Here is a 20,385-nt window from a genome sequence, read left to right on the forward strand (position 1 = left end):
GTATCGTCATCGTTCAATTTTTCCGGTTAAAATTCTTGCCTGCGGGATAAAGTCCGGTCAAGCGTCTGCCGTAATGAACCTCTGCCTGCCCCACCCGGATCTTCGTCACGCCATACTGTGCCTTAAAATATTCAATGACGGGTTCGACGATCTGAGACGGTTCGAGAACATAGAGGACGAATTCGATTGCTTCCGGACCATAATCATCCTCAAAAAAATAACCGTTTCCCGACGAAAAAAGAAATTCATTGAGTTCCTCTTCGATGTTCGCGCGATGCTCCGAGATGACGTCATATTCTTTCTCCTGACAAAAGATTTCGATGACAATTTCGTAGTAATCCGCTTCTTGAACGACGTAGTATCCGTCTTTTTCTTTCTCTACTACAAGTTCCCGGATGTAGGCATCCAGATTAAAAAAACGCGAGAATTTTTGCTCGCTCATTGGTTCTTCTAACCGCTCTCCCATGATGCCGTGAAACGTGTAGAGCGTCCGACCATCCTTTTCGAACAGCCAAAAATGATTCTGACCGTTAATCTGTTTGATGACTTGCATGCCTTTCCTCCCGTTCTTATAAATCCGCGAACCATTCTCCATTCAGCTGCCGAATCACCGTATCGCTTGGTAACTGTTGACGCAATCGTTTCGCCCAGTCCGTCCGAAGATCATAAGCGAAGTGTTCTTCGTTCGAGAGCAGATAAAGCATTGCACCATCATGACCGACGATCACGACCGTCGAATCCTCCGGATAAACGAATCGATCTTCTAACACACGTGTTTTCCGGTAGATGGTTTCGATCTCTGTTTGAATCGCCAGATGGTCGGAATACGAAAACATGAACAGTTCGTTCATCAATGCGACTCCGTACGCGTGTTCAAGGATGAGTTCGAGTCTCTTAGCATCTTCAATCTTGACCGTGAAGTAATGCGTCTCAGTCGTCGACGATCGTTTTCCGAGTAACCATCCGTTCGTTTGTTTTTGTCTAGACAAGACATGTGAGGTGAACGACATATGATGTTGCGCGAAGAACGACCTGTTTTCTTTGGCTTCCTCTTGAAACGCAAAAAAGGTCGCGTATACCGGAAAACGATTTTGATGAATCAAAAAATCATACAGGAAGGCTTGGTTTAGGACAGAATTACCTCGTTCTTCCGATTCTACGCTGATGTCATACGCCTTCCCTAAGGGTCCGTCCAGTACTAACGGCCGTTGGATGTCGTCTTCAAAAAGGTCATCCGTGATCTCACATTCGAGAACGAAGACCTGTCTGTCAGGCCTTGATTCATCAATCATTTCATCGTCCCCGACGAGTGGATGCCGCTTTAAATTGAGCAATTGCATCTCTGTTTCATACAGCATGTCATTAAATTCATCAATGCCGTACTGCTCGATGTATGCGACTTCCGAAGCAAAAATCGGCACGAACCAGACCGGTAAAACCGTCTCCGGTTCTCCGGACGCCGCATCTCCGTGATGGACTTGAAACGATTCCTCGAAGTAGAACGGTGTCGTCACATACAGAGCAGCGAAGCCGTACTTCGATAACAATCCATCCGGCATCGGTAAGTACTCGCCTAAATCATAAGCGTGTCCAGTTTTCAATGCTTCTAGCGTCAAGCGATAGACCAATTCAACCAGGTCCGATTCGGCATCTTGTTGCATGACGGACAGCATCACTTCTTGATGGACAATAGCGCTATTATCGAATCGCAACGGGTTGCGCAACAGTCCGAGTGATGTCACTGTACTCGCATTCGCAAACGGTGCATTTTGAAACTGCACCAATTGAATCGCCTCTTTTTGTAATTCTTCAATCTCGAGATGACCCATCATCTTGCCACAATGTTTTTCCAAATGCTCGATATAATTCATATGTACCTCCACTATGTTGCCTTTGATTAAATTTGCTATTCTAACGTAATCAATTTCCATTTCTCATATTTATTATATAATCAGAAAACATTTTTGGAAATTTTTATTTAGTGGAGTCGATTGATACACAAACAAAGATAATTTCTTTCACTCAGTGAAAATACTGATTCCATTAGTACATCACACGCTAACGTTGAGCGGCCCTGTCAGCACCCATTCTTGGAATACGACATCCATGTCACTCAAGGCTTGGAAATCCGTCAAGACAAAAAAGGTTAAAACACATCCCATCCGGGTGGTTTTAACCTTTTTTGTAGCATCACCGATACTAATTACAATCGAGTCAGCTATTGACGACTTTTTCAGCTGTTTCTGCAGCCATGACCGATCGGTTGATTGACAGTTGTTCCCCTTCTCTTAAACGTTTTTTGAATTCAGCTGTCGCCGTAAACAGAACGTCTGTCGAAGAGTTAAGACCTGTCTCAAACGAATCTTGCAAGACTCCGATAATGAAACCGACCGCTACAACCTGCATCGCTATATCATTTGAAATACCGAATAGACTACATGCGAGCGGAATCAGGAGGAGTGATCCGCCTGCGACACCGGAAGCTCCGCACGCACAGACCGCAGCCAGGACGCTTAAGATGATCGCTGTCGGAAGATCGACTTGGATGCCTAACGTATTTACCGCTGCGAGCGTTAAGACGGAAATCGTAATTGCCGCGCCGCCCATGTTAATTGTCGCACCGAGCGGAATGGAAATCCCGTATGTTTCTTTATCAAGGCCAAGCTTCTTACAGAGTTCCATGTTGACCGGAATGTTTGCTGCCGAGCTCCGTGTGAAGAAAGCCGTAATGCCGCTCTCACGAAGACATTTGAAGACAAGCGGATAAGGATTTTGACGAACATTGATGAATACAATCAGCGGATTGATGATCAGTGCAACAGCGAGCATCGAACCAATCAAGACGAGTAATAAATTGAGATAACTAAGCAAAGAGCTGAGACCATTTTCCGTGATCGCTCCGATGACAAGCCCCATGATACCGAGCGGAGCGAGCTTGATGATCCATCCGACCACTTTAGCGATCGCGTCCGAGAAATTCGAGATGAACGTCTTCGTCGTATCCGAAGCATTTTTAAGCGCTAACCCTAAGACGATGGCCCATGCTAGAATACCGATGTAGTTCGCATTGATTAACGCGTTGACTGGATTGTCGACCACATTCAAGACGAGCGTCCGGAGAACTTCGACGGCATTCCCTGGAGCAGTCAGTTCTTCTGTATTTTGAGTCAGAGTAATATCTACCGGGAACAGGAAGCTAAACACGACTGCCACGATTGCTGCTAAGAACGTACCGAGAAGATACAAAAAGACGATTGACTTCATGTTCGTCTGCTGTCCTTTTTTATGCTGGGCAATCGACGCCATGACGAGGAAGAAGACCAGGACCGGTGCAACTCCCTTCAACGCGGAAACAAACAGTGTCCCAAAAATCGTTAAGGATTTTGCGGCTTCAGGAATCGATACAGCTAAAATAATACCAAGAATCAAGCCGATTGCAATTTGTTTCACTAAACTGATTTGGTTCCACATCTTCAACACTTTCATACTTTCCCCTCCAGGCTTAAAGCAAATAAATTATTTAGAATTTGAAAAACGACGATTTTCTCTTTTATCCAAAAAATTAGATAATCTATTCGTTCATTTTTCTAAAAATTCTCTCAGTTTGTTGTCCTCTATTTTTACACAAAACCTAAGAAATAAAAACTAGTTTTTTGCAAGAGAAACGATTCATTTAATCTGCTGCTTTAATCGAATACGGATGCAATCGTTTGCATAAATACAAAAGGAAGACACCCTCGTTGCGAGACGTCCTCCTTTGACTTTTCTTCTTTTCTGTTAGGTATTGCATTCATTTTCCAATCCACCAGACGTTCATTCGTCCTCTGCGAAGTTGACCCGTACTCCGACGATTTGCCACGAGACATCATACTGGATGTCAACATCATACAGCCCGTCTCCAAAACCTGACGTTGAGACAGCACCAAATGAGACGACACCGGCCTGATCATCGGCAGAAACAACTGTCTCAAACTCCATCGCTTGATTCTGACGATAAGCTGTCCAATCAAAAATGCCGGCCAGTGCCGAGTCGACGCCGACCAGTTTTTCCTGCCGGTGCCATTTGCCGCTTCGCTTTTTATTCCCTTCAAAAACAAGCAGCTGTTTGACCCAGTCGTCCTCCGTGTAAACGACAGCTGCGGTCCAGCTGCCTGACTTCACATTCGACAAAATCAGCTGTAAATCAGTGCCTTCTTCTAGTCCGTAATAAGGATCCGTCACGATTAGCTCGTTGCCTTCTACCGTGAAACGACCAATTCGGTTAGCTTGATTCGTTTTTCGTTTCGAGACATGCCAATCGACGAACTCTCCCAAAGAAGACGACGGGTATTTTGCGATTCCCGACTGTTCATTCCATCTAAAGACGAGCTCCTGCAGAAAACGTTTTCGAATCCGGTAACACAGCTTGTCTCCGGTCAGATTTTCACCGATACAAATCAAATCGTCCGGTAAGCCGGCGGGACGATTCTCATTTTGACGAACGATATCCAGTGAAAACGTTTGACCAGTTGGTACAGGGTACAAGGTCCATTCGCCAAACTGTGCACCGTTCGTCTGTAAGAACAGGTCTTTGTATTCATCCGGAAACAACACACCTAAGGCACGCTCTGCTTTTTTCAGGTCAACAGCTGATACCCCAGACACCCTTGCATCGGGATGGAGGCGTTTAATGAGTTTGCTCACGATAGCATCGCTCCTATCCATGTTGTTTAGACGGCGTAAGGCAACCAAATAATTAATACAAGTGACAGCACCGTTTTCGAAAATTGTTTTTTCTCCAGAAACCATGGCAGTAACACCAGTCCGACTATCGTCATCGCAAGCAACACCAGTCCTAGATTAAAGTAATGCGCTCCCGCTGCAATCGGAATACTCAAAATCTGAAAATCTGCATTCGGAAAATAACCGAGTCGATCGAATAAAATATTTCCAAATACGCCGCCTACCATCAGCAGGATGGAAAGAGTCAACATTTTTTTCTTCAATATGAATAGCTCCTTTTTAACGTCTATGTATGATTTCAATCATATTTCATCCTAAAACCGTTCCGAACACCAACACGATCAGGGCCAGGGTCAGTGACCAAACGATTGTTTTTTTATTGTTCCCTTCAATTCGTACATACCAGAGCGCAAAGATATTCATGACTAAAAAATAAAATGACCGATCCAGCTTTTTCTCTGCAGCATCCCACCCAAGCAACGCAGTCACACTCACCAGGACAAACAACAAGCCGGTCAGACTGATACTGATCGCCCGGACACGACTGCCAGGTTGCAACCGATTAAACAGAAAAGCCACGACCGTTCCGATACAGGTAGCTATACACAGATAATACAAAACGTGCTCCACTCTCATTCCTCCATGTTCAGTTTCAACCTTCTTTTACGTGTACCAGGATTAATCGGTTTCGTCATCTAGTAACCAGTCATTAATTTGCGAAATGACGGTCCCTTTCGGAAACCGGGGCATCAGGTGTTCGATTGGTATATAGCTTTCATCGTTTGACAGCAGGTAAAAACCGTTGCCATCGTGGGCAATCTTAAAACAGGTCATGTTTGGATGCATGGTCAGCACACCAATCGGACGAATCAGTTTTAATCGCCACCATTTTGTCTCCCCTAATTTAAATGACAAGTTATCCGAGTACGAGATCGTATAAAACAGATTTTCCGATGCCAGCCAGTAGGTTTTGTTCAGGACAAGACGCAGTTCTTCTGCATTTTGAACAGTAATCGTATAACACGGATGGTATTCCTTATAACGCACTTTCACCTCTCCACTTCGAAACTGTGTATCTAAATCCAATACGACATATGAAAGCTTATTTTGCTTGAAAAACGCGTCATGTTCTTCATGTAGTCCATACTCATCCACGAAACTGATATAGAGTGGAAACACCTGTTGATGGATTAAGAATTCGATTAAAAACTCTTTGTTTTCATCTGCTTCGTCTTTTTCAATTCGGCTTACATCAATGAAATAAGCTGTCTTCAACTCTCTACTCATTTCAAACGGGTATCCTAAGTTCATCGCATCCTTTTCGATAATCTTTTCTTCCGTAATCATGATTTCTGCCATTTTGTTCTCCTTACTGAGACACAGCTTTTTTATTCTCTAAAGTGCAAATGATGCAGAAGACGAAATTTAAATGTCTTTTTCTTGATCCTCCGTATGTAATATCTCATCTTCTATTATTTCATCGTTGACTTGCGTAACGACCATCTGGTCCGGCAAACTGGCGATCATGCCAGCAAGAGAAGCATACTGCGTATCCCGGCTGAGTATACAAAATCCTACCCCGTCATAATCAGTGGTGATGTAGGTCTTTGAAGCATTAAAATCAAATACAGCGATGGATCGTCTTCTTTTGACTCCCCATTCTAAGAAATCTCCCCATTCAAACATTAAAGAATCTGAATGACTGATGCAGTAGAATACATTTTCAGATGCGAGCCAGTACGTTTTGTTTAATACAAGCCGCAAGTCAGCAATATTTTGGATTTTTGCCGTAATACAAGAATAATAGTTGTACCGTTTATACCCGTAAGATTTCAAGTTGCCGCCACAGTCGTCAACCGTATAGTCAATTTGATGTTGTTGAAAAAAGGTCGTAAAGTCTTCAGACAGTTCATACTCGTCGACAAAATGCACATACAACGGAAAGACCGCTTGATGCGTTAAGAATGCCATTAAAAAATCTCCACCTTCTTCGACGTGTCCTTCTCCGCTTAAACGATGCACAAAAGGTAAACCTCCATCAAACCGATGGGGATGCACTAAATCTTCTATGAAATTTGTGGTAACAGGTTCTTCTATAATCAGGACTTCTGTCATTTTATGCTCCTTACCGGAAAATAATGTTGTGCTACCTATAAAGAATAACGGAACATGTCTAAGGTTTCCATTTTTTCTAATATAAAGTCTATTCTTTGATATACTACATTATAGATTCACCCTGAAAGGATGAGCTTGATGTGGAAAGCACTATTATTCTTTTCTGTATGGATCGGCATTACCATTCCGATTCTTCTGTCTATCGTGTTCACGATCTTTAAACCGCTTGTTTTAGCAGATGATACCGGTATCAGTATGATTGTCATCGCAGCTATCGTTTCAGTATGTAATATTTATATCGCAACACGTATTTGGAATCGAATCGAAGAGAAAATGTACAAACGAAGGACTTTCATGTGAAAAACGCAGATCCTCCTGTTTACGGAAGAACAGAGCATCTGCGTTTTTTCATTCACACCTGAAAGCGGGCTATCTATATCAAATCTGGCAAGACAAAGAAATCCTCTTCACAATCATTGCACCGAATGAATAAGCTGTAACGGCAGCTTATTCAGGATATTTTTTTAGTTTCTCACATGTATTTAGCACTTAAAATTTTTCCAAAGATATTAATGATGAAGTGGTCAGCTCTTCGCTTTCTATAACGATTGCAGTCAACCCCGTATCTGTTTTGGTTTCATGCCATTCATCTTTATCCCAGAATACGGCTTCCCCACTATGAACTTTGATATATTCATCCGTCTCACCTTTGACCCAGCCTTCTCCGTTTACAACTACAAGAAGCTGAGAAACAACAGCCTGATGATAACCGATTAATCCATCCTCATCTAAATGCACACATCCGATATGTGCTACTTTGTCTGTCTGTGTAATACGTGACATCACAAAATCAGAGTCGAACTTTGTAATTTTCTTACCCACTTCTTTTTTAAATTGATAGATTTCCATATAATTCTCTCCTGACCAACCGCTTTTGAATATGACCGCTTTGAGAAGATAAACCGCTACGTTTACAAGCTTTACAACTTTCAAGTATCATGTCGTTTCACGCACAATCAGCTCGAGTGGAATCGGCTGACAGATGGGAGGCTCTTTTCCCGCAGCCAATCGATCGAGCAGTTGGACCGCTTCTTTTCCGAGTCGTTCAATCGGTTGGGCAACGGTGGTCATCCCCATTGCCTCCGCAATCGCCTGATTGTCAAAACCGGTCACAGCAAGCATCTCCGGAATTTTAATCCCTTCTCGTTTCGCCTGATGAATGATGCCGGCAGCGACATAATCGTTGCCGACAATCATCGCCGTTGGTCGGTCTGTGAGCGTCAACAACTGATTCATGACCTTTTGTCCATCGGCAAAGGAATAGTTCTCCTCAAAATACCAATCCGGCGAAACGAGTAGTCCGTGTTCCTGAACGAACGCTTCGAAAGCATGACGGCGAATCAAACCAACTCCGCTCGCCGGATTTCCGAGACACAGTCCGAGAGAAGAATGCCCCCGTTCCACTAGATGAGATAACACTGCTAAGACTCCGCTTTGATGATCAACAGCGACCTGCGCGAGACTTTCTTCCCGCTGTTCGCAGATTACGACCGGACCATCGCGTCGAACACGCTCAAGTGCTTCCGGCGGACTGACTGACGATCCGATGATCAGCCCGTCGATTTGTTTATGCCGCAGTTGTGTAAACGACAGCTGTTCCTGTTCCCTGTCACTAAACGTTTGATGAATCAGCATCGAAATGTTCTGTTCGGCACAGGCAATACCGATGCCCTCGATCAGTTGACTGAAAAACGGATGGTTGATTTGCGGAACCATCACACCGATGACATTTGTTTTGCCACGCGACAAATGAACCGCATTTTGATTCGGCCGATAATCCAGTTGCTTCATTGCCCGTAAGACGGCCTCCCGTTTCTCAGCAATGACATACGGCTGATTGTTCAACACACGGGAGACCGTCGAGCGGGAAACGCCGGCTTCCTTTGCGATTTCAGTAATATTTGCCATCCTGTACTCCTTTATGTCCGACTTGAATCGAACGGAACGTTTCTAACGCCATGGCAACTCCATCGTCATCATGATGTCCTGTCTTGTAAGTCGCCAGTCGTTTAACGGTGTCTTCCGCATTCCCCATCGCAATACTTGTCCCGGCCACCCGAAACATCGGCAAGTCATTGTGATGATCGCCGATCGCTACGGTTGCTGTCAGTAGAATTCCCATCCGTTCAGCAAATTGTTGCAACGCCATTCCTTTATCACTTCCGCTCGCAGTCACCTCAAGGTTAAATGGGCCAGAGCTTGTAACGGTGCAGTTTCGTGACGACAAGTCATTTTGAATCTGTTTAAGTACGACTGCTTTCGGACTGACAATCATGAATTTCATGACTTGCGTGAAATTGACATCAGAGAAATCCGTTACTTCCCGGACGCCATACTGCGTCAATTGAGGGTGCACGGATTTAAGAAATTTGTCAGCTTGAAACGACGGATTGGTTCCTTGTTCTTCTTTGATTTTTTTCATCAACTGATCCGTCGCGTCATACGTCATCAGAATTTCATCTTCCAAGTAAATTTGAAGATATACGTTCTGCTTCAGCAAACAGTTTAAGATGGCTTCACTCTCATCAAAGGGAACATAAGTATTTTTCCGTATCGTTGTTCCTTCATATTCTGCCCGGAGTTCTGCTCCGTTTGAACCGATGATTGGACAATTGAGTTCATGGAACCGTAACAGGTGCGCTGCGTCAAACGCGGCACGTCCTGTCGCAATCACGACGATGTCTCCATTCTTCTGGCATTGCTTGACCGCTGAGACATTTCGTTCTGAAATTATATGAGTTGAGTCTAACAACGTGCCGTCTAAATCAATGGCAAATAAGCGCATGGTGTTCCTCCTTGCGGGATAATGTACTGTTCGTCTTCAGTATAGATTCTGAAACGCATCCCAGAGCAACCTCTTTGTTCCCATTCCACATAGGTTAAAATGAATGTCTCTTTTTTGTGAAATGGCTCATAATTAATCAAGTAGGGCTTTAATCTGCTTTGTCAGCTGTATCCTTTAATTTTTACCTCACCAATCACTTTACTCCATCACAGAAAGGCGGGTTCCGCTTCTATGACAACTGTTTACTTTGTAAGGCACGCTGAATCTCCGAAAACCGATTTGGATGAACGAACACGAGGTTTAACTGATGGCGGACAAATGGCTGCACAACACGTCACAACCTACTTAAAGGATAAAAAGATTGATCTGTTTTTCTCCAGTCCCTATCAGCGTTCGTTGTTGACGATTGAAGCGGCAGCGCATTATTTCGGGAAAGACATCTTGATTGAAGAAAACTTACGGGAATGTGCCTTTTCCGGACAACACCAGACGATGCCGCAAGCTGACGTCTATCCGCTCGTCCAACAGATGTTTACTGATCACGATTTTTCTCGCGACGGCTCGGAAACATTTCAATCCTGTCAGCACCGTGGAATTCAGGCATTGATGTTGATTTTGCAAAAGAACGCTGGAAAACGGCTCGTCATCGGCACGCACGCTTTCATCATGACTGCGATTTTTCACCACTTTGATGCTATGTACGATTTTAATTTTCTTCGCCAAACGACAAAGCCGGATATCTATCAACTTACCTTTAAAGGAACAGAGCTCGTAAACATGTCACGCATCACGTTATCTCTTTACGATTGATGAGACGTGATGAACTCGAGCAAAATCGGTTGTTCCGGCGGATTGATTCTGTCTGGTAAATTGTCGAGACGGAAGAACTTTAAGAGCAAGAATTGGTAGTCGGTTTTCGTTTAAGATCGTTGCCATAATCGAATACCCGACAATCCGGCAAAAAGGATTGTCAGAACACCAACCCGTTGAACTTTGGATTGGTAAAGAGGATCGGTCAGATTAACATCGAGCTGAAAAACGTGTGGCCATGGCATGAACTGTCCTTTTGTGACGATTTCTAATAAGGTGTACATCAAGATTAAGGCGAGCGCGTATTCAAACTTCTGAGTCCACAACATCAGACTCATCCCGACAAATAAAAATAACAACAGCAACAAGATATGATGAACATATACAAGAAATGGCAAGGCGCTAAAATCTAATTCGAGAATTGTCGCCATCAACACGATGTATCCACCAAAATAAACGAGGAAAAACCTGCCTGCGTCTATCCAAATCCACTTTCGATACTGCAAAACTAACGTGTGATACGCTCCTTCTTCAAATAGAGGGTGGAGGTGTAACATAATGGTCCACGCCACACACGGAATAAACACGGTATGAACGATTTGAATTCCGGACGTCAGGCAATCCGATAACGCAGACACCTCCAACACAAGGAAGACCAGCACCGGAAGTAATGCAGCGACGCCGTGCAGTTTCCAATCGAACATAAATAAGTGATGGAGAATCTGCCTTTTCTTCATATAGCACGTCGCATGACTATCAAGTAGCCATCCATTAACTTCGGTTCGATTGTAGAAATGCCAGTCGCCTCGTCTTCTAAAAAACGTACTTCCACGACGTCCCCTTTTTCATTTAAATGTACGACACGCTCATCCTGCATCCACCTTCCAAGATCCTCTGCCATGACGTCAACTTGTCCGAGGTAGCCAACCGCTTGTGCTTTTAACTCGGTCGGAGTACCTTCAAACTGGACGGAGCCACCTTTGATAATCCCAATCTTTGTACAGAGGAACTCGATGTCCTCGACGAGATGCGAGGAGATGACAATCGTGTGGTCTACCCCCAACTCATGTAACAGATTACGAAAACGAATCCGTTCTTCGATATCTAAACCAGCTGTCGGCTCATCAAAAATTAAAATCTCCGGTTTCCGTAACAACAGTTGCGCAATACCGACCCGACGCCGCATCCCTCCGGACAACTCATTCATCCGTGTTTGTGCTTTGTCTTGCAGATTGACGCGTCTCAATGCTTCCTCCACCCGTTCCTGCCGCTGGTTCATCTCCATGATTCCTTGCAATAAAGCAAAATGAAGAAGTACTTCTTCCACTTTTAAAGTCGGATAGACATTAAAATCTTGCGGTAGGAAACCGACTCGATCGGAAACATCGGCATACTTTCTCCGGACAACGGATTGACCGTCAATCACAATCTGTCCGCCGGTAATCGACGTCAATCCACAGAGCATTTTCATTAATGTTGTTTTCCCGGCTCCGTTTGGACCAAGCAATCCATAGATACCTTCGATTTCTAGCGAGACTTGATGCAGAATGTGTTTTTTGCGGTAAGACTTGGACAGATGTTGCACTTCAATCATCCCTGTTCCCTCCCTTCTGCTTGGCATTCAACTCACGGTACCATTTCTGTAACAGCACCAACTGCTGGTCATGACTGCGATCAGAAAACATTTTGATCCAACCGTTAAGTTGCTTCATATCCCGTCCGGTTTGTTGAAGATAAAATGAATCAATCTCAATCGGTTCGAGTTTCAGTTCGATTTGCAACCAGTAGGCAAGTGCGGCATTAAACAGCTTCCACTTTGGATCTATTTTGACGTGGCTTGATGTCTCAGACCACATCAAGCCCGGTACATAGGCCGCAATCACTTCATTTAAACTTTGATCCAGTCTGAGGTTAGTCCCCACTTGCAACAACAAATGATGACTATCACAGAAACTGTTTCGCTCAAGGTTCGGCGAAATAAGCACCACCTTATCCGGAAAAATCACTTTTTTCCCAAACGTGCGCCGAATAACTGTATTTGTATGTTTCAGTACCTGTTCGACCGGCAACCAATAAGTCGAAGGATTGGACCAGGAAGAATCCGTTACGATCTGGATCCCTCTAGCTTCATAGGTCGACAGGTTCCCACGAAGCAACGTCACACCTGATACTCGTCCTATGTACGTATTTTCATCCTGTCTTGTTAAATTCGATACGAGATCATTCGGCAACTCACCTGTGATTCGCACATTCATCAGATTAGATCGGTCAACAATCAGATCAAGCGTCTCCACGCCTAAACGATTGATGGGCTCAACTTGGCGGGCCGGGTACCAATTTGTCGTCGCCGGCAGATACCATTCTTCCTCTGTCACCGGAAAATGAGGACTGTTGTGGAGTTGATAACGGATCGTCACGGTGTGCGTTCGTGCCTGCGGAGGAAGCGACATGCTAATAAAGTCGCCGTACTGTTTATACTGCAACTTTTTTTGTCCGGCTGATACGGATGTGATGTGGTACTCGTGCCATAAAGACAAGACAATATGCGCCTGATCTGACTGGATTTTCAGTTCCGCCTCCGTCTCTATCTGATTTTCGACAGGATTTAAAGTTAAATTCATCTTTTGAATCGTATAGTCCAAATTTTTATGATTCGGCTGAAACCGATAAGGTGTTTTATAATGTTGGGCTAGCTCAGCATCGTGACTCCGGTCAAAGGTCTGTTGGTTGTTCGCCAGCGCATAAGGTGAGATTATGATCAGCAGGCAAAGCACGAGTAATGAAATGACTACTGTCATCCATTGTCGTGACAATCTGAGGTGCCACTGACCAATTAACAGAAACAGAATGATACTTTGAAGCACGATGTGAATGAAGATTTTCAACAGTAATGCTTGGTTTCCAAGATATCCAACGAGCGGCACATATACACTACCAGGTTGCAAAGGACCGATAAACAGAAAACTGCGGTCTCCTTCCAATCCACCTTCATAAAAATAAGCAGAAAAGAACTCGGTATTCAGAGGTCCGAGGAACACCCAGATGAGAACCAATACAAGCATTCCAATTTTTTGTTTCCCGAAAATCATCGCACAATTTATTCCCCATAAGGCTGCGAGGACAAGTGGAAGAAAATAAAAAATCAAGATGTGCCGTAATATGTCCAGTTGGAAGCTAGACCACGGAACTTGTTCCTGATGAAAATAGACAAACATTCCTGTGGCACCAAACAAAAGAGCCATACCGGTAAACAGAGCATGATTCATGAGTATTGCTATCACGCGTTGATACTGAATCCGGACGATGTCTGGAAAAAGAATGCTTTGTCGGTACTGGATTTCATCCGCGACAAGTCGGTACATATAGACGGCAACCAATAACATGATTCCCTGCATCGGGATGACGAGCCCATCCAGTAAACTAGCAAAGTCCATATAGGTATAGGTTTCACGAATATCGGCAACAACTTTCATGAGAACACTAAAAGGAAACACCAGTAATGCCCCTATGTAAAACAGGCTCGTCCCCATCTGTTTTCCATAAAATTTTAGCAGTTCGCCTAAGATAATTTTTTTCATGATTGCCCCCCTCTTATTACATAAAAACCATGGTAAAGAGTAGGATTTTTCTTTTTGTCTCTTATCTATTTTACCACTATATGGTTTTAATCTTAATCAAATGTTAAAATGATGGAAATGTATTTTGGTCGCAAAATCAATACATGTTTTCAGAACAGGAGTCGAGACAAGTGATTGATCATAAAAAACAAATTGAAGTCCTGCTGTACGGAAATCCATTACAGTTCGCCTGTGAAACACTTGGTGTCCCGAATATGCGAAATCATTCCTACGCAGACGTTTTTACTGTCAGTCGAGCGGAAGTCTTGGCTTATACGGCGGTACACGGTATACCTGAACCATCTTCGACCGAATCCAATCGTTTGCTGGACGGATTTCATTATTATGAAGAATACGGTACGTGGTACACGTTTTTTCGGGAACGTGGCATGACGTTTGACCAAAAGAAGTTCAGCGACGAAACAATCGCCAAAGAATACATTGTATCGATGCTTCTGAAGCTGACCATGACCGGATTATATTAAATCCATGGAAGGAAGGGATTACTTTGACTACTTCTCCATTCCCCATCCTGCAAACCACAAGACTGACGCTCCGCGAGGTGACACCGCTCGACGCTCCGAGTCTACTGACGTATCTCGCTGATGAACGTGTCGTTAAACCGATAGGGCTCGCTCCCTTCCAAACGGAAGCCGATGCGTTGGACGAAATCAACTGGTATCACGCCATCCGAACAGAACAGACCGGTCTCCGCTGGGGCATCACTGAACATGCGACTCCTGACATCATCGGCAGTTGCGGTTTCTTGAACCGTTCTTCCCGGCATCAGCGGGCGGAACTCGGCTTTGAACTGAGTCCTGCTCACTGGGGTAAAGGACTGGCACAAGAAGCCGTTCGAGCCGTACTCGCACACGGTTTTAATGAATGGAACTTAAACCGGATCGAAGCGCTTGTTCTGCCGGACAATACGGCCACTCAACGGTTGCTCGAACGGCTTGGTTTCAAGCGGGAAGGACTGTTGCGTCAATACGAGAAGACACGCGGACAGTTCGATGATTTGTATATGTATTCCTTGTTGAAGACAGAATGGCAGGACGGCTCAATCCACAATAAAAACACGTCCTTATACTAGCGACGTGTTTTTGCGTTTACCCACGCGGCGGGAACGGATCATTGCCGTATGAATCTTTATCGCGGATCTGACCTTCCTTGTTATGAATGATCAGCTCGACCTGTTGTTTTTTCGCAATTTCCCGTCCGGCTGCGATCGCTTCTATTTGTGTCGGAAATCGCTTCGTTGCTCTCGATGCCCCTTCCGCAATGACCTGATAACCGCCATCCGGATGTGGTGTAACATGCTGATTCGCCATGCGTTCACTTCCTTTTGAGTGGATTGTTTTATTTTGATTCTATCTTTGATACCCTTAACTGGAAATCTTCATTCATCCGGAGACGTTCTTAAATATAATAGGAAAGTACACAACAACTGCCAAGGAAGGAACACTTTATGAAACTAAACGATTATTTCCACATTCACTTCGACAATCCAGATGTTTTGGAAGAATCTTTTGCGGAGCGTCCACTGACACTCAGTCTCGACTTGCAAAAAGGACTTTACCAAATACAGGAGGATTCCGATGAACTGAATATGGCCTACTTTGAGAAGGTCTATCAAAAATCCCTCGCCTTGTTTGAAGATCTGTTTCAGGAAGACGACCGTCTGTACCTCATTGTACGTGTCAGAAAAGAAGTCCAGTCTCCTCCGGCGAAAAGTACGGAGATCTTTGAGCGTTATCTTAAAAATAACAAGAATCGATACGCGCTTGAGTTCGAAAAAAAGGCTGTCCGCGATGAGGAAGAAGTCATTTACCAATACGCCCGCTTATTACCGAGCAGACAGTCCATTCGTTATAAAAAGTTGCTTCAAGCAATCTGCAATCAGGACTTTCCTGAATTGTATCCCCGCTTTAAGTCGAGACAGACGTACTATCCTGAAATTTTTTTCGTCAACCCTGCCAAAGACATCATCCTGTATATTTTTGACGACCGGGGTTGTTTCATTCTGCTCAATGAGAAAGAGACCTTTTATCGTCTGCACGAAAAATATAAATCTGACCAATCAGAAGGCTTTCTTAATTGCTTTGACACACAGTAAGTTCATGTATTGCACAACTCAGGAATCCGACCTAATGGTCGAAAATTGATTAGGCTACCCCCGTCGTCCCGACGGTTGAAGAAGCTAAGATGCGTTCAGCTTCTTGTTTGAGGTTCAGTCCTGCGTTCACATCACGGTCGTAGTGGATGCCACAACTCGGGCACGTCCATTCACGCAAGCCAAGATGTTTCACATCTTTGTGTTGATGTCCGCAACTGGAGCACAGTTGACTAGAGGCGAAGGTCTTGAGTCCGACATCGACGCCGACGGACAAGCCCGTCTTCGGCATTTCGTTGATCTCCTGCTTCAACAACGGGAGTTCTTTTGAGCAAGAACCCTAAGACAGTCCCTTACCTGTCGTGTTATACCTCTCATCCCACTTCGCTAAAAAGTGATTGAAGACGAAGCGCGAACAACCAATGGTTTTCGCAATCAGGATTTCATGCTCTTTTGTCGGATAGATTCTGAATTTGTAGGCCTTCTGTGTCAACATGATGTTCACCACCTTACAAAGGATATACCTAAAAGAGAGGGTCGCGATTCATCTCCCACTTTCATTCGGGCTTCATCCGGATCGTTTAGAAGTGGGCATTTTTCCGCCTAATTCTGGTAAAGTATCCTCTAGTTCTCCTTTAATAATTGATAAGCTACCGTCTGTTTCAAGAACAACAGCTTTCACCTCCTCTAATCCCCCGATTCCTTTATTACGCACGGCTTGTAAGATTTCGTTCTTGCTGATTCTTTCTTTTTTCATAGCCCTTTCAAGAAATTCGCCTCTTAAATATAGCAATCGTGGTTCTGACTTAATGAGTTTATTGAATTTTTCAAAACGAACAGCTATGAATGTCATTATGAATTGCATTAAAATTAATAGAGTAAGTGCAGTCAATCCTTCTAATAAACTGACATCCTTACTAAGTAAAATAGTAGATAAAGTAGAACCAAGTGCGACTGTAATCACTAAATCGAAAGCGTTCAACTTAGTTAATGTCCGCTTCCCAGAAATTCGTAAAAAAATTATTAGACTGATATAAGCTAAAAATCCTACAGTGGTAATGCGTATAAAACTCTCTATTGTTATTGAAAACATTTAGTCATCCCCTGTCTTTTCAAAATTTTATGCTACTGAACCGTTAGTTCAGTCTGTCGTGGAAAGGCTCAAATTGAACTACCTCTACCTACGCTTCGCTTAGAGGTTAAGGTCTTGCCGTACCATTCCGCTTTGTATTCGAGCATGCGGAAAGTTTTCCTTTCTTATCCAAGGCCAACCGTTGACGACGAGAAAGCTTGCGTTGCTCACGCGCCAGCTTTTTCTCAAGCTAACGAAAAAAAAAACGGTCATTCTTGTACACCGTGCCGTTCGACAGGATGGCGAAGGTCTTGAGTCCGACATCGACGCCGACGGATGAGCCCGTCTTCGGGAAGTTGAGACTTGCCCTGAATGTTCGTCCTATACGATTGAACAGGGTTGCACTTTGACTTGAAGCGTGGCCGTTCGTTCAGCTTCTTGAAGAAGCGGTCAAAAGCACCGTCAAGATGTTTGACGTTCGTTTGAATAGACGTGCTATCAACTTCTTTCAACCAGTCGAACGCCTGCTTCAACATCGGAATTTCTTCCGAACAAGAACCGTAAGACAGTCCTTTTCCTGTCATTTTGTATGTCTCATCCCACTTCAATAAGAAGTAATTGAAGATGAAGCGCGAACAACCAATGGTCTTCGCTATCAGGATTTCCTGTTCTTTTGTCGGGTATATTCTGAAGTTGTAGGCCTTGTGTGTCAACATGATGTTCCTCTCCTTGCAACGTATATACCCGAAAGAGTGGTTAGCGATTCATCTCCCACTTTTCACTCGGGCTTCACGCGGATCGTTTAAAAGTGGGCGTATTCTCGCCTAATTTTGAAAAACTGTCAGATAGACGTCACCGTGCTCTTCGAATAAAAATTTTTTGGTCAGCTTTCTCTTAACGGAAGAGGCGTTATCTGATAATCCTAATTACATTGCTTATGCTAAGCCTGACGACAAGACGACAATTGTTTTCTCTGATAATAATGGTAAAGAACTTGGTCAAAATACGATCATATTTGGTACAGACCCTGTCGATTTTGAAATCAACGTCAAAGGACTTCGGGTGACGGCTGAAGGACTAGATACAGTGTCGACAGTCATTTCACCCGTGTTAACAAAGTAATTTCCTTTCATACACCATGAACTCTCATCTTTGAAGTATTTCTTAAATTTAAGTGGCGCACTCAAAGGAGATCACACACGAAAAATACTGCACAATAAAGCACGTCCAGTTTGTATGGACGTGCTTTATTGTGCAGTTCTACCAAACTTCGGTCATCCACGTGGCGGAAAAGGATCATTTCCATAAGAATCCCGATCGCGGATTTGACCTTCTTTGTTATGAATTATTAACTCTACCTGTTGCTTCTTCGCAATTTCACGACCTGCGGCAATAGCTTCTTTTTGCGTCGAAAAACGTTTTGTGGCTTTGGAAGCCCCTGCCGCTTTGACTTGATATCCACCATCCGGATGTGGTGTGACATGCTGATTTTGTTTCGTCATGAGTTCACTTCCTATCGTTAAAAATTCTCTTGCAAAAAAATGCTTTTATAGAAAGTACCCTTTAAGTTTAATTTTTATTTTCTTGTCTGAAACTTTTAAAATAATCGTTCCAATATTGATGAGATCTACCTGCCGCTTCAAAGTAGTGACTCGTGTTGTTTGACTTACCTTCTCTGATTCCTTGATAAATTCCAGCCACAACTGTTCCAATAAATTCACCTAACTCGGCAATTCGTTCTTCTTTAAATTTTTCCACACTGATTGACGTGTAAGTTAAATCGACATCAAAAGCATTGCTCAAATAATTTGCAAGTTCGTATTGAGTAATGGCTTCGCCATGAAGATTGTATATTTTAGAATCATGCTTATCTTCTATCATCATTTTTGCATACGCATAAGCCAGTTCAGTTCTTGTCGTATAGCCGCATCTGTTGTCGCCTGCACAATTTCGAATGCCACCTTCTTTAATATAGGAGTCGATGTATTCAACATCGGGTTCAATATATATTCCATTGCGCCCAATAACCCACTCTAACCCGCTTTCGATTACATCTTGTTCAGTCTGTCGATTACTCTTAACAATTGGTGAAAATGCAGTCCCCTCCTCTGCTCCTTGTATACTAGTGTAGACAATTTTCTTGACACCGCTATTTTTAGCAGCTCGAATGACATTGCGGTGTTGAATTACCCTCTTATCAGGTGCATCCATACCGGATACAAGTAACAACACATCAATCCCTTGAAGTGACTTCTCTAATGCTTCCAGATCGTCGTAATCGCCAGGACGTACTTCAATCCCAATATCCATTGCTTTTTCAGGCGTTCGCGCTAGTCCGATCACATCGCTTTTAGGTAATAGCGAGACCGCTTCTTTAATTATTGCTTTTCCCAACTTACCATTCGCAGCCGATATTGCTATTTTCATTTTTTCTCCTCCTTCGCGTTTTTTAACTGTTTCTTAAAATACAGACTAAACGTAGTAAAAATCCCAAAATGAATCGAGTCTCAAATAAGAAACAGAATATCTTTTCACTACTAAACCTATCCGGATGATAGTGAGTATTTCCCTTACACGCCGTGCTTCAATCTGTTTACTTGTTAAATGACTATTTTAAAAAATCACTACTTTTTCGCAAATCATTTCCTACTCCCAGCCCGGCAAAGGGCGTGGCAATTGTTCTGCAAAGGCCCGGTAGCCGTCATACTGTATGATTTGGGTTTGCGGATGTTCGACTCGTTTCGCGATCTGTTCACCGATGATCCAGTAATGACCATAGTCTTCATCAATCAGACCATCTCCCTTGGCCTCAATTGTCTTTTCAATCACTTCCTCGAGCGGATACAAGACCAGCCCCTCGTCGCCTAACATAAACAGTTTTGCTCCGTCATGCAGTTCGAGAAAAGTCTGATATTCACTTGGTAACGGTTGCTCGAACTCGGCTTGGAACGCTTGAAGTGTTTCCGGTCTGATCGGTTTTGGCAGATGGAACGTGGCTTGACCGATTGAATTGTAACTGCGCTGGATGAACGTCGATCCGTGATCAATTTTTTGTTTCAATCCATCCAGTATTGCTGCGATTTGCTTCATG

25 protein-coding genes and 2 pseudogenes are annotated in these 20,385 nt (G+C 43.7%); 5 read left to right on the forward strand and 22 right to left on the reverse strand.

Annotation, left to right across the window (positions count from 1 at the left end; all coding sequences use genetic code 11):
• Window positions 1–13: 13 nt before the first annotated feature.
• The 8 genes from KNP96_RS05960 to KNP96_RS05995 all read right to left on the reverse strand — a co-directional run bounded on the left by KNP96_RS05960 (window position 14) and on the right by KNP96_RS05995 (window position 6,744).
• A complete protein-coding gene (locus KNP96_RS05960) occupies window positions 14–553 on the reverse strand; it encodes a hypothetical protein (protein ID WP_214769507.1) in 540 nt (179 codons plus the stop codon).
• A gap of 16 nt (window positions 554–569) precedes the next feature.
• Window positions 570–1,871: a suppressor of fused domain protein gene (locus KNP96_RS05965; RefSeq protein ID WP_214769510.1), complete on the reverse strand. Its 1,302-nt coding sequence runs from the start codon at window positions 1,869–1,871 to the stop codon at window positions 570–572.
• Window positions 1,872–2,214: 343 nt separating this feature from the next.
• Entirely contained in the window at window positions 2,215–3,486 is a 1,272-nt protein-coding gene (sstT, locus tag KNP96_RS05970) for a serine/threonine transporter SstT (RefSeq protein WP_088836909.1), read from the reverse strand.
• Window positions 3,487–3,813: 327 nt separating this feature from the next.
• A complete protein-coding gene (locus KNP96_RS05975; protein WP_214769512.1) occupies window positions 3,814–4,683 on the reverse strand; it encodes an SMI1/KNR4 family protein in 870 nt (289 codons plus the stop codon).
• Between the two features lie 26 nt (window positions 4,684–4,709).
• Window positions 4,710–4,985 (reverse strand): hypothetical protein, encoded by a 276-nt coding sequence (locus KNP96_RS05980; protein ID WP_214769515.1) that lies wholly within the window; start codon window positions 4,983–4,985, stop codon window positions 4,710–4,712.
• A 46-nt stretch (window positions 4,986–5,031) separates the two neighbouring features.
• Window positions 5,032–5,352 carry a hypothetical protein gene (locus KNP96_RS05985; RefSeq protein ID WP_214769518.1) on the reverse strand — a complete coding sequence of 107 codons (321 nt, stop codon included), beginning with the start codon at window positions 5,350–5,352 and terminating at the stop codon, window positions 5,032–5,034.
• A gap of 48 nt (window positions 5,353–5,400) precedes the next feature.
• Window positions 5,401–6,081 carry a hypothetical protein gene (locus KNP96_RS05990; protein WP_214769520.1) on the reverse strand — a complete coding sequence of 227 codons (681 nt, stop codon included), beginning with the start codon at window positions 6,079–6,081 and terminating at the stop codon, window positions 5,401–5,403.
• Window positions 6,082–6,147: 66 nt separating this feature from the next.
• Complete coding sequence (locus KNP96_RS05995) at window positions 6,148–6,744, reverse strand: hypothetical protein (RefSeq protein WP_214769522.1); 597 nt, start codon at window positions 6,742–6,744, stop codon at window positions 6,148–6,150.
• 231 nt (window positions 6,745–6,975) lie between these two features.
• On the opposite strand from KNP96_RS05995, the gene KNP96_RS06000 reads away from it, so the two are divergent.
• Window positions 6,976–7,197 carry a hypothetical protein gene (locus KNP96_RS06000; protein WP_214765713.1) on the forward strand — a complete coding sequence of 74 codons (222 nt, stop codon included), beginning with the start codon at window positions 6,976–6,978 and terminating at the stop codon, window positions 7,195–7,197.
• Window positions 7,198–7,386: 189 nt separating this feature from the next.
• On the opposite strand, the gene KNP96_RS06005 is transcribed toward KNP96_RS06000, so the two are convergent.
• From KNP96_RS06005 to KNP96_RS06015, 3 genes are all read right to left on the reverse strand, one after another.
• Window positions 7,387–7,746 (reverse strand): cupin, encoded by a 360-nt coding sequence (locus tag KNP96_RS06005; protein WP_214765710.1) that lies wholly within the window; start codon window positions 7,744–7,746, stop codon window positions 7,387–7,389.
• Between the two features lie 87 nt (window positions 7,747–7,833).
• Window positions 7,834–8,805 (reverse strand): LacI family DNA-binding transcriptional regulator, encoded by a 972-nt coding sequence (locus tag KNP96_RS06010; RefSeq protein ID WP_214769524.1) that lies wholly within the window; start codon window positions 8,803–8,805, stop codon window positions 7,834–7,836.
• Window positions 8,789–9,682 (reverse strand): Cof-type HAD-IIB family hydrolase, encoded by an 894-nt coding sequence (locus KNP96_RS06015; RefSeq protein ID WP_214769526.1) that lies wholly within the window; start codon window positions 9,680–9,682, stop codon window positions 8,789–8,791. Before KNP96_RS06015 ends, KNP96_RS06010 begins: the two co-directional genes overlap by 17 nt.
• A gap of 231 nt (window positions 9,683–9,913) precedes the next feature.
• Between KNP96_RS06015 and KNP96_RS06020 the strand changes: the two genes are divergently transcribed.
• Window positions 9,914–10,492, forward strand: a complete 579-nt coding sequence (locus KNP96_RS06020; RefSeq protein WP_214769527.1) for a histidine phosphatase family protein — start codon at window positions 9,914–9,916, stop codon at window positions 10,490–10,492.
• Window positions 10,493–10,602: 110 nt separating this feature from the next.
• On the opposite strand, the gene KNP96_RS06025 is transcribed toward KNP96_RS06020, so the two are convergent.
• The 3 genes from KNP96_RS06025 to KNP96_RS06035 are packed head-to-tail and all read right to left on the reverse strand — an operon-like array spanning window position 10,603 to window position 14,070.
• Window positions 10,603–11,229 carry a hypothetical protein gene (locus tag KNP96_RS06025; RefSeq protein WP_214769529.1) on the reverse strand — a complete coding sequence of 209 codons (627 nt, stop codon included), beginning with the start codon at window positions 11,227–11,229 and terminating at the stop codon, window positions 10,603–10,605.
• On the reverse strand, window positions 11,226–12,086 hold the full coding sequence (locus KNP96_RS06030; protein WP_214765695.1) for an ATP-binding cassette domain-containing protein: 861 nt from the start codon (window positions 12,084–12,086) through the stop codon (window positions 11,226–11,228). The genes KNP96_RS06025 and KNP96_RS06030 overlap by 4 nt, the downstream gene beginning before the upstream one ends.
• Window positions 12,079–14,070, reverse strand: coding sequence for a hypothetical protein (locus tag KNP96_RS06035; protein ID WP_214769532.1), 1,992 nt, complete (start codon window positions 14,068–14,070; stop codon window positions 12,079–12,081). Before KNP96_RS06035 ends, KNP96_RS06030 begins: the two co-directional genes overlap by 8 nt.
• A 170-nt stretch (window positions 14,071–14,240) precedes the next feature.
• Between KNP96_RS06035 and KNP96_RS06040 the strand changes: the two genes are divergently transcribed.
• Window positions 14,241–14,594 (forward strand): hypothetical protein, encoded by a 354-nt coding sequence (locus tag KNP96_RS06040; RefSeq protein ID WP_214765689.1) that lies wholly within the window; start codon window positions 14,241–14,243, stop codon window positions 14,592–14,594.
• Between the two features lie 23 nt (window positions 14,595–14,617).
• Window positions 14,618–15,202: a GNAT family N-acetyltransferase gene (locus KNP96_RS06045; RefSeq protein WP_214765686.1), complete on the forward strand. Its 585-nt coding sequence runs from the start codon at window positions 14,618–14,620 to the stop codon at window positions 15,200–15,202.
• 16 nt (window positions 15,203–15,218) lie between these two features.
• On the opposite strand, the gene KNP96_RS06050 is transcribed toward KNP96_RS06045, so the two are convergent.
• On the reverse strand, window positions 15,219–15,440 hold the full coding sequence (locus KNP96_RS06050; RefSeq protein ID WP_214765683.1) for a DUF2188 domain-containing protein: 222 nt from the start codon (window positions 15,438–15,440) through the stop codon (window positions 15,219–15,221).
• 137 nt (window positions 15,441–15,577) lie between these two features.
• Here KNP96_RS06050 and KNP96_RS06055 point away from each other — a divergent pair, with 137 nt between their 5' ends.
• The gene (locus KNP96_RS06055; protein WP_214765680.1) at window positions 15,578–16,225 is read left to right on the forward strand and encodes a DUF3885 domain-containing protein; all 648 of its coding nucleotides are present in this window, start codon (window positions 15,578–15,580) and stop codon (window positions 16,223–16,225) included.
• A gap of 49 nt (window positions 16,226–16,274) precedes the next feature.
• On the opposite strand, the gene KNP96_RS16990 is transcribed toward KNP96_RS06055, so the two are convergent.
• The 7 genes and pseudogenes from KNP96_RS16990 to KNP96_RS06085 all read right to left on the reverse strand — a co-directional run bounded on the left by KNP96_RS16990 (window position 16,275) and on the right by KNP96_RS06085 (window position 20,384).
• Window positions 16,275–16,514: a zinc ribbon domain-containing protein gene (locus KNP96_RS16990; RefSeq protein WP_034801303.1), complete on the reverse strand. Its 240-nt coding sequence runs from the start codon at window positions 16,512–16,514 to the stop codon at window positions 16,275–16,277.
• 51 nt (window positions 16,515–16,565) lie between these two features.
• Window positions 16,566–16,718, reverse strand: a pseudogene (locus KNP96_RS16995) (helix-turn-helix domain-containing protein); the annotation flags it as partial.
• Window positions 16,719–16,790: 72 nt separating this feature from the next.
• Window positions 16,791–17,315 (reverse strand): DUF421 domain-containing protein, encoded by a 525-nt coding sequence (locus tag KNP96_RS06065; protein ID WP_214769536.1) that lies wholly within the window; start codon window positions 17,313–17,315, stop codon window positions 16,791–16,793.
• 127 nt (window positions 17,316–17,442) lie between these two features.
• Window positions 17,443–18,010: pseudogene (locus tag KNP96_RS06070) on the reverse strand (helix-turn-helix domain-containing protein); the annotation flags it as partial.
• Window positions 18,011–18,568: 558 nt separating this feature from the next.
• A complete protein-coding gene (locus KNP96_RS06075; RefSeq protein WP_088836900.1) occupies window positions 18,569–18,796 on the reverse strand; it encodes a DUF2188 domain-containing protein in 228 nt (75 codons plus the stop codon).
• Between the two features lie 67 nt (window positions 18,797–18,863).
• On the reverse strand, window positions 18,864–19,721 hold the full coding sequence (locus tag KNP96_RS06080; RefSeq protein ID WP_214769539.1) for an SDR family oxidoreductase: 858 nt from the start codon (window positions 19,719–19,721) through the stop codon (window positions 18,864–18,866).
• Window positions 19,722–19,940: 219 nt separating this feature from the next.
• Window positions 19,941–20,384, reverse strand: a complete 444-nt coding sequence (locus tag KNP96_RS06085) for an SMI1/KNR4 family protein (protein WP_214769542.1) — start codon at window positions 20,382–20,384, stop codon at window positions 19,941–19,943.
• Between the last annotated feature and the right edge of the window lies 1 nt (window position 20,385).

Source organism: Exiguobacterium sp. s133, from assembly GCF_018618595.1.
Classification (GTDB): Bacteria; Bacillota; Bacilli; order Exiguobacteriales; family Exiguobacteriaceae; genus Exiguobacterium_A; species Exiguobacterium_A oxidotolerans.

Bases quoted from the DNA above. Each gene is read 5' to 3' on its own strand.
- KNP96_RS05960 (WP_214769507.1), bottom strand. From the start codon at position 553: ATGCAAGTCATCAAACAGATTAACGGTCAGAATCATTTTTGGCTGTTC.
- KNP96_RS05965 (WP_214769510.1), bottom strand. From the start codon at position 1,871: ATGAATTATATCGAGCATTTGGAAAAACATTGTGGCAAGATGATGGGT.
- sstT (WP_088836909.1), bottom strand. From the start codon at position 3,486: ATGAAAGTGTTGAAGATGTGGAACCAAATCAGTTTAGTGAAACAAATT.
- KNP96_RS05990 (WP_214769520.1), bottom strand. From the start codon at position 6,081: ATGGCAGAAATCATGATTACGGAAGAAAAGATTATCGAAAAGGATGCG.
- KNP96_RS06000 (WP_214765713.1), top strand. From the start codon at position 6,976: ATGTGGAAAGCACTATTATTCTTTTCTGTATGGATCGGCATTACCATT.
- KNP96_RS06005 (WP_214765710.1), bottom strand. From the start codon at position 7,746: ATGGAAATCTATCAATTTAAAAAAGAAGTGGGTAAGAAAATTACAAAG.
- KNP96_RS06010 (WP_214769524.1), bottom strand. From the start codon at position 8,805: ATGGCAAATATTACTGAAATCGCAAAGGAAGCCGGCGTTTCCCGCTCG.
- KNP96_RS06015 (WP_214769526.1), bottom strand. From the start codon at position 9,682: ATGCGCTTATTTGCCATTGATTTAGACGGCACGTTGTTAGACTCAACT.
- KNP96_RS06020 (WP_214769527.1), top strand. From the start codon at position 9,914: ATGACAACTGTTTACTTTGTAAGGCACGCTGAATCTCCGAAAACCGAT.
- KNP96_RS06025 (WP_214769529.1), bottom strand. From the start codon at position 11,229: ATGAAGAAAAGGCAGATTCTCCATCACTTATTTATGTTCGATTGGAAA.
- KNP96_RS06030 (WP_214765695.1), bottom strand. From the start codon at position 12,086: ATGATTGAAGTGCAACATCTGTCCAAGTCTTACCGCAAAAAACACATT.
- KNP96_RS06035 (WP_214769532.1), bottom strand. From the start codon at position 14,070: ATGAAAAAAATTATCTTAGGCGAACTGCTAAAATTTTATGGAAAACAG.
- KNP96_RS06050 (WP_214765683.1), bottom strand. From the start codon at position 15,440: ATGGCGAATCAGCATGTTACACCACATCCGGATGGCGGTTATCAGGTC.
- KNP96_RS06055 (WP_214765680.1), top strand. From the start codon at position 15,578: ATGAAACTAAACGATTATTTCCACATTCACTTCGACAATCCAGATGTT.
- KNP96_RS16990 (WP_034801303.1), bottom strand. From the start codon at position 16,514: ATGCCGAAGACGGGCTTGTCCGTCGGCGTCGATGTCGGACTCAAGACC.
- KNP96_RS06065 (WP_214769536.1), bottom strand. From the start codon at position 17,315: ATGTTTTCAATAACAATAGAGAGTTTTATACGCATTACCACTGTAGGA.
- KNP96_RS06075 (WP_088836900.1), bottom strand. From the start codon at position 18,796: ATGACGAAACAAAATCAGCATGTCACACCACATCCGGATGGTGGATAT.
- KNP96_RS06080 (WP_214769539.1), bottom strand. From the start codon at position 19,721: ATGAAAATAGCAATATCGGCTGCGAATGGTAAGTTGGGAAAAGCAATA.
- KNP96_RS06085 (WP_214769542.1), bottom strand. From the start codon at position 20,384: ATGAAGCAAATCGCAGCAATACTGGATGGATTGAAACAAAAAATTGAT.